General features: G+C 31.5%; 11 protein-coding genes. All 11 read right to left on the reverse strand.

Annotated elements, in window-relative coordinates; all coding sequences use genetic code 11:
• Positions 1–666: hypothetical protein (locus CCZ01_RS09400; RefSeq protein ID WP_146745247.1), on the reverse strand; the 666-nt coding region annotated here is incomplete at its 3' end.
• Positions 663–1382: a hypothetical protein gene (locus CCZ01_RS09405; RefSeq protein ID WP_112052963.1), complete on the reverse strand. Its 720-nt coding sequence runs from the start codon at positions 1380–1382 to the stop codon at positions 663–665. The genes CCZ01_RS09405 and CCZ01_RS09400, both read right to left, overlap by 4 nt.
• Positions 1379–2014 carry a hypothetical protein gene (locus CCZ01_RS09410; protein ID WP_112052964.1) on the reverse strand — a complete coding sequence of 212 codons (636 nt, stop codon included), beginning with the start codon at positions 2012–2014 and terminating at the stop codon, positions 1379–1381. The genes CCZ01_RS09405 and CCZ01_RS09410 overlap by 4 nt, the downstream gene beginning before the upstream one ends.
• A gap of 9 nt (positions 2015–2023) precedes the next feature.
• Entirely contained in the window at positions 2024–2947 is a 924-nt protein-coding gene (locus CCZ01_RS09415; protein ID WP_112052965.1) for a hypothetical protein, read from the reverse strand.
• Between the two features lie 9 nt (positions 2948–2956).
• Entirely contained in the window at positions 2957–3250 is a 294-nt protein-coding gene (locus CCZ01_RS09420; protein WP_112052966.1) for a hypothetical protein, read from the reverse strand.
• Complete coding sequence (locus tag CCZ01_RS09425; RefSeq protein ID WP_112052967.1) at positions 3243–3500, reverse strand: hypothetical protein; 258 nt, start codon at positions 3498–3500, stop codon at positions 3243–3245. Before CCZ01_RS09425 ends, CCZ01_RS09420 begins: the two co-directional genes overlap by 8 nt.
• A gap of 8 nt (positions 3501–3508) precedes the next feature.
• Entirely contained in the window at positions 3509–4285 is a 777-nt protein-coding gene (locus tag CCZ01_RS09430) for a hypothetical protein (protein ID WP_112052968.1), read from the reverse strand.
• A complete protein-coding gene (locus CCZ01_RS09435) occupies positions 4285–4869 on the reverse strand; it encodes a hypothetical protein (protein WP_112052969.1) in 585 nt (194 codons plus the stop codon). Before CCZ01_RS09435 ends, CCZ01_RS09430 begins: the two co-directional genes overlap by 1 nt.
• Before the next feature lie 15 nt (positions 4870–4884).
• A complete protein-coding gene (locus CCZ01_RS09440; protein WP_112052970.1) occupies positions 4885–5622 on the reverse strand; it encodes a hypothetical protein in 738 nt (245 codons plus the stop codon).
• A complete protein-coding gene (locus CCZ01_RS09445) occupies positions 5619–6113 on the reverse strand; it encodes a hypothetical protein (protein ID WP_112052971.1) in 495 nt (164 codons plus the stop codon). Before CCZ01_RS09445 ends, CCZ01_RS09440 begins: the two co-directional genes overlap by 4 nt.
• Positions 6113–6757 (reverse strand): hypothetical protein, encoded by a 645-nt coding sequence (locus CCZ01_RS09450; protein WP_112052972.1) that lies wholly within the window; start codon positions 6755–6757, stop codon positions 6113–6115. Before CCZ01_RS09450 ends, CCZ01_RS09445 begins: the two co-directional genes overlap by 1 nt.
• Between the last annotated feature and the right edge of the window lie 90 nt (positions 6758–6847).

A 6847-nucleotide genomic window follows, 5' to 3' on the forward strand; every position in this document is an offset into this window, starting at 1 on the left:
TTTAGCATAATTGTCTGCTTCTTCTATGAGTTTGCCTGCTTCCTCTTCTCCAAGATTTCTAAGATATATGCCTCTAAGTCCCGCTCTGCTTGATCTGCTTCTCGCTCTGCTTGATCCCTGTATATTCTCGATTGCTCCAGTTCTTGCGCAATCTTCAGCGACTCCTCGTTGTTGCTCTCCCTCAACACTTTCAAGATATATGCCTCTAACTTCCGCTCTGCTTGATCTGCTCTCCGCTCTGCCTCCTGCCTGTATATCCTCGCTTCCTCTGCTTCTCGCTCTGCTTGATCTGCTTCCCGCTCTGCTTCCTGCCTCTCTCTCCTGGATTCTTGTAATCTCCTTTCTGACCACTCCTCTAATTCGCTCAATGACATGTTTAAAACTTGCATTTTCTTCCTCCTTTATGTTGGTAAGATTCACTTTGATTCGTGTTGAATCAATAAAAAATTTAATGCTATCATCTTTACTATTGTAAAGTGCTAATATTTTATCTGTTTCCCTTAAATAATTAAAGGCTAATGCAAAGTATCGTCCATCTTCTGCAAAGATGTGAATATCTTCTCTGAACTTGATTTTATCACCCACTTTTTCTACTTTTTGAATAGGTGTTACTCTATTGTATGTATTTAAACCAAGTGAACGAAAAAGATTATTAATGAGTTTCATTGATTATCCTTTGTTGGCACAACAATAGAAAATCTTTTGATTCTTAAGCCATAAGGATTAGCATCAGAGCTTTTTGTTAAATCAAAACTACCTTCACTCACAATTTTAATCACTCCATTCTGGTTCACATATTCATTTTTTGCTATAATAAAACTTTGTGCAATCACTTTAATTTCCAAGCTAATTTTGAAATGGTTTGCACTGTATTCATACGCATTTACGCTAGAATCTTTAATTGCGATGTATTCAGGAAGTTTATCTTGTGCGATAGCACTCATTAACCATTGCAAATAAGCAATTAAATCTCCAATCGCTTGTTTATCCTCTTTATTGATATACTCTCTAAATATCAAAGCTAAATTAGGTGCATTTTCTAAAATATCACTGTATTTTGTAAAATTTGGTTTACTAAAATCATTTGTAAGCTGTGCTCTTGAATAGATAAAATTATTGACATAAGTGGAAATAGCAAATTGCTTTAGATATTCTGCTTTTAGAGGTGTTTTTGTTACCTTAATTGCCCTACCATCGCTTGTTGCGAAGACAACTTTGCCATTATTGTCTAAAACGATTTGCTCTAGGCTCTCCATACGATTAGAAATAGAGTGTATTTCCAATGCAATGACAAAGCAACCAAGAATAATGCCAAAGAAAATGTATTTCCAATTCTTGCCAAAAAATTGCTCACATTTAAAATTTAAAGATTCTTGCTTCATTTTTGCCCTTTATCACAAATCAAAAAATTCTTGCAAAAATCATTTTTTTCCTGTTCACTAAAAAAAAGAACAACATAGGAATCGCCTTCATCTGAATAAATAAAGTTGGATTGCTTGAGGATTTCTAAATGATCGCTCGTTTTTTCCAAAGAAAGTTTTGTAATATTTTTAATACGTTCGCTCACAATCTCTGGCAAATCATTATTGTTTGAGTCTCGGTTAGAGAGATTAACTGAATTTTGCTCCTCTAAGGAAAGAGTTAATATGGATTCTTCTGTTTTAGGCCTTGTTGGAATATCTGTATAACGTGTAAGCAAATCATCAATATCCAAATTTGATTCAATCCTTGAAGGTATGACTCTAAGTGTTATCCCTCCGTTCTCATCAAGTTCCTGCCAAACCTGTGGATAAGTAAGTTTTCTGGAAGCAATTAAATATTTTCCTACTTCATAACTATCAATTTCACTTTTATATTTTTTCAGAGCTTCTTTAGCCGCTGCAAGCCCTGCTTCAACACCCCTGTCAAAGCCTGAATTATACCCAAGCTCATAGCCTCTTTTGTAAAAAAACTCTTCTGCATTATTTGCAAAACAAATTCCAACAAAACAAAATAATACCGCCAAAGCTTTCATTCTCTCTCCTTATTTAACTAAAATACCCTGTTTTTCAACCTGTAGGTCAATCCAAATTTTTGTTTTTCCTGCAACTTCATACAGATATGGCAAATCTTTTTTGAAGATATCTGCTGTTGTTTTGATTGAAGAAGCACCTATGTTAATCCCTGCTTTCAAAAGATAATCAAGTGGGTCTGGTTTTTCTGTATTTTGAGTTTGAATAGGATAAATATATTTATCGCCTCCTTCACTACCCACTTCAACATATTCCACATTCTGTTTTCTTTTGCTTTCCTCTAATACCCTTAAATACTCGTTAGTTGTTGCTTTAAGCTCGTCAGCAGAAACACCCAAGCTTGAATACCCAATTTCTGCAATTTTTCTATCATTAACGAATGTTGCAATGTTGTAACTCGTTTTAGACTCATTAGTTACAACTGCAGATTCAACCTTAAAGCGATAACCTTTTCGTTCAATATATTTGGGGTCAACGATAAGTGAAGCCTTTTCATTCACATTGACTAAATCTCCAAACATTGTAATCGAACCAATGTTGGTTTCACATTCACTCCTTAAAGCTGCTGGCTGTTTGCCAATAGCAATATTTTCTTGAATCAAACAAAAACCTTTCACGCTCACCAATTCTTTTTTATTCGAAGTTTGTGTAGTTGAATTTGTTTCTTCAATTTGTTTAAGATGTAACAATTTTTTTTGAGTTGCCGTATAATCGCCACCTCGATCATTTAAAGATGCAAAATGCAAATACCAATTCAGCAAGACTGCATCATTGAAATTATTAATTTTCTTTTTTTGTAATTCTTCACCCAAAGGAGATTCTGAAATCACTTTGTCTCCGTAACTAGCAGAATTAATAATATTTTCTGACTCTTTATTATTTATTGCTAAAACAGATACACTCAAAGCAATAAAAAAGAATAATCCACTTTTCATTATATCCCCTCAATATAGCATTTGATTCTTTTTGTGCATCTCAAATAGAATCTCTTTTTGCTTAAGAATATTTTGTGATTCAATCATGACTGATTGCCTTAAAATTAAGTTTTGTTGTTGTAAATCCTGAATGCTCTTTTCTATTTCTGGAATCAGTTTTTGTTCAATATTTTCTGATTGCCCACCTACATAATTTTTGATATGATTCTCCACTTTCTCATATGCCATCTTAATTTGTGGTATACAAAGACAACCAAAACAAAAACTCCCCATCATCAAAAAACAAAAAATAATTTTATTCATAATGCCCCCTATCAAGGCCAATTTGCCAAATTGTTTTTTCATATGCTCCTTTGTTTCTTCGCATTAGAATCTCTTCGGCCGCTAAGTCAAAATTTTCAATAGCAGTCAAATTAACTTCATTTTTTAAAATCATTTGCATATTCTTTGGAACAAAATATTTTTTTTCATTCGGAAGAGGATTTGTTTGTGTTTTTGATGAACAGGCACTTAATATCAATGCCATCGCACAACTTAAAAAAAAGACTTTCATTGCAACTCCTATTGAATAATAATGACATCATCAATAGCAAAATAAAGATTTTCATTTTTAACCTTCATAAAAACCTCTCCTTCCAAAGTAACGACTTTCTTTTCAAAAAGCCAACCATCGTTCTTTGTGTCCAATAAGACATATTCTTTAAGTTCTTCAGATAAAATATCTTTACTTGGATTTTTAGATTCTTCCTTAATGTATGCCATTGCTTTAGGGTTAATCAAATGTATTTTTGGAATTGAGGCAATTTGTTTTCTTTGCACAACTTTTTGAGGTTTTTCTAATGTTCGCCTTACATAAATTGTTTCTGTTTTAAGAGCATAGCCCATTAACTCAACCTCCTTAATCCATTCATCAAACGCTTTGTCAAACAAATATGGATAAGTTGCATATTTGTCTTTATTGTTTTTTCTAACTACTGTGCGTATTTCAAAATTTCTATTGATACGATCACTGAAATTTTTTGCATCTGCCTCTCTGTCAAACTCTCCGAAAAAGAGATAATCATGTGTAAGTAGTGTTTGATAACCCTCTGCTTGTGAAATATTTTGCAAATATAAAACATCAACCATACTCATCTTAGCAATGTTGAGAGCAATCAAAAAAGGTTTTTCAAATACAATTTCTCTAGGTGTTGCTCCTTCATTTTTTAATTGAAACTCTAAAGCCTTTAACCCTGCCTCAAAACCCTGTTGAAAAGCAATATCTTTAGGGGCATAACTCGTTGAAACAAGAGCAAATATTGGGCAAATAAACATAAAAAAATATAAAATAAATTTCATTATTCCTCTCCTACAAAACGTAAATTGTATGAATAATTTGCGTCTTTAAACCGAATAAAAAGGGGGGTAATTTTTTCAATCTTCCACCAACCTTCAAACTTATCATTTGCGTAGTAGTAGATATTTTCATATCTAAAAGAATTTCCATGTAAAGAAATATTTGATTGGATATTCTTGAGATAAGTAATCATATTTTCCGGTTTTTGTTTTTTGACTTCCTTGCTTTCAAACGCATTTAAATCAATTGATGATTCCTGCAAAGTAGATTGAGTTAAAATATCGCTGGTTATATTCATTTCTTGAGACTCTTGCATGGTTTTATTTTGATCAACTTGTGTTATATTTTGCTGACTTGACATTTGGGCTATTTTTGTTTCATCAAAAGGATTATCAAGCATACTTGGTTGACTTTCTTCTTTTTGAACCAACGGATCTGGAATTAGCTCTTGGGAAGATTCATCATCTCCCACAAAAATAAATAATAATATAACACACAAAAAAATACACAAAGCACCTACAATAATAAAAATATTTTTATTTTTTGGGGGCTGTTTTCCTTGAAAATCCATTACTTTCAGCTTCATTTTTTCTCCTTTTTACTACTTAAATACTGTATTATTATCAATGCGGTAACGTTTCTCCCCAACACCGATTGTCCCATTCTTTGAATCCTCAACAATTCTATAAACCACACCATCAATATACACATAACTGTATTTATCTTTCGGAAAACTACCCATTTCCAAAGCATAAATGGCTAATGTCTCTACATCATCTCTCTTTTTAATATTTTTATAGGAGTAAATTAAATTGAGTTTGTCTTTTGTAGGTTCTTTTTCATAACGTGTTGCCAAAACATTCAAAATCTTATTTTCATCTTTGAGTTTGTATAAAATTGTAAAATTAGCGATATGAAAATCGCTTTTAGGACGTATCAAAAGAGTATTACTCTCAAATTTCATAACCGCCATTTCAGAACTAGAATCCACATGCGAAATAACAGATCCGCTTGGTAGCAAAAGCGAAAAAGTAAAATAGGGGTGCAAAGAAATATTATCCATTGAAGCAATAGGACGTATTACAGGCTTATAATTAATTTCCTTTTCTGAAAACTCATCAAACGCTTCCTTATTCGCTCGATGTTTATTAATCACGCCAGGAATCGCTGTTGTATCAATATTTAAATAATATTCATTCACTTTCAAATCATTTACTCCTTTATTTGTAGCAATTTCTTGTTCACTCGGTGTTCTAAAATTCTGTGGACTAAATGGTGCTGATGATTCAGCACAAGCAAGATAAATAAACAATGGACATAAAAATATATATTTATTCATAATAAAGCTCCTCTCTTTGTAAAAAAATGACCCTTAACTCCATTTTCAGTGTAAATTTCAAAAACACTAATATTTAAATCAAACACAAAAGCAATGATTAAAGTCGTTAAAACACTATATTTCAATGCGAAAGGAATAAAATTAATATCAATAAAATAAACACTACAAAATAAAGCCAAGAGCATTGTTAAAATAAAAGCAAAAATTCTTAATAAGCCATCAAGAAAGGATAAAGTAGCTACAAAGCTTAATGCAAATCCAAATTCCAAAAATTTCACAACAGATAACTCTATATCATTTGCGTTAAAAACCATCACAATAAACACAAAAGGTATTGTGTATTTGAAAGCAATGAAAAGTGTTGGGTTAAAAGGACGAAATAAATATTCTTTTTGCTCTATTTGTAAGCATTGCGGATTTTGACAAATCTTTATTTCAATATTTCTACAAAACCAAAATAGATATGGTAAATATGTCATTTTAATCATCATTAATATTCCTTAAGAGCGATATAGTAAAAATTAAAAAATTCATAAAAATCTTTTGGATTATCAATTTCTAAAAGATATTTTGCAGTCAACATATCAATATTTTGTTCTTTGTAGGATCGGAGAATACAAAAAGCAATCTCTTTACCCACATAATTCAAATGATCAATATTTTTATGTTCTTGAGAAAGAACAATAGAGTTATGGATAAAAGAGCTAATGCGCAAGTAAAGTAAATGACCAATATTTTCAATAAAACAGCACATTTCTAAAGCAAAACCCTTAAGAAATGCATCTCCAATAATTAAACTCTGACCTAAAGAAATAGAAACTAAAGCTTCACAAAGGTGCAAAAATGGGTTTTTTGATTTGAGATTCAAAATAACAATAGGAAAAAATGAATGGGACTTCACAACAAAATTCCATTTTTTGGGACTTTTATAAAAACACACTACTAATCCACAAAACTCATTATTCAAAAAAGATTTCATTACAATATTGACAACCTTTTTTTCATTCAATGAAAAATCACTTTTAAGCATTGCTACACAAGGAAAACATAAAGGTTGATTTTCATAGAAAAAACAGGCTCTTTTTTCAAAGAGATCTAAAAAGTTTAAATACCTAAGTGAAGAGAGATTAATCATTTACCCTCCCTCTTTCTTGCAACTTCTCTTAGAAAATCTGTCTTATTGTCTGATTGTGGGATATTGTCTAATGTCTTGATTGCATAATCA

Origin of the sequence: Helicobacter monodelphidis (assembly GCF_003288845.1) — a bacterium.
Lineage (GTDB): Bacteria > Campylobacterota > Campylobacteria > Campylobacterales > Helicobacteraceae > NHYN01.

What these genes read in the sequence shown, in the direction of transcription:
- CCZ01_RS09410 (WP_112052964.1), bottom strand. Translation starts at nt 2,014, where the DNA reads ATGAAAGCTTTGGCGGTATTATTTTGTTTTGTTGGAATTTGTTTTGCA.
- CCZ01_RS09415 (WP_112052965.1), bottom strand. Translation starts at nt 2,947, where the DNA reads ATGAAAAGTGGATTATTCTTTTTTATTGCTTTGAGTGTATCTGTTTTA.
- CCZ01_RS09450 (WP_112052972.1), bottom strand. Translation starts at nt 6,757, where the DNA reads ATGATTAATCTCTCTTCACTTAGGTATTTAAACTTTTTAGATCTCTTT.
- CCZ01_RS09405 (WP_112052963.1), bottom strand. Translation starts at nt 1,382, where the DNA reads ATGAAGCAAGAATCTTTAAATTTTAAATGTGAGCAATTTTTTGGCAAG.
- CCZ01_RS09420 (WP_112052966.1), bottom strand. Translation starts at nt 3,250, where the DNA reads ATGAATAAAATTATTTTTTGTTTTTTGATGATGGGGAGTTTTTGTTTT.
- CCZ01_RS09430 (WP_112052968.1), bottom strand. Translation starts at nt 4,285, where the DNA reads ATGAAATTTATTTTATATTTTTTTATGTTTATTTGCCCAATATTTGCT.
- CCZ01_RS09435 (WP_112052969.1), bottom strand. Translation starts at nt 4,869, where the DNA reads ATGAAGCTGAAAGTAATGGATTTTCAAGGAAAACAGCCCCCAAAAAAT.
- CCZ01_RS09445 (WP_112052971.1), bottom strand. Translation starts at nt 6,113, where the DNA reads ATGATGATTAAAATGACATATTTACCATATCTATTTTGGTTTTGTAGA.
- CCZ01_RS09425 (WP_112052967.1), bottom strand. Translation starts at nt 3,500, where the DNA reads ATGAAAGTCTTTTTTTTAAGTTGTGCGATGGCATTGATATTAAGTGCC.
- CCZ01_RS09440 (WP_112052970.1), bottom strand. Translation starts at nt 5,622, where the DNA reads ATGAATAAATATATATTTTTATGTCCATTGTTTATTTATCTTGCTTGT.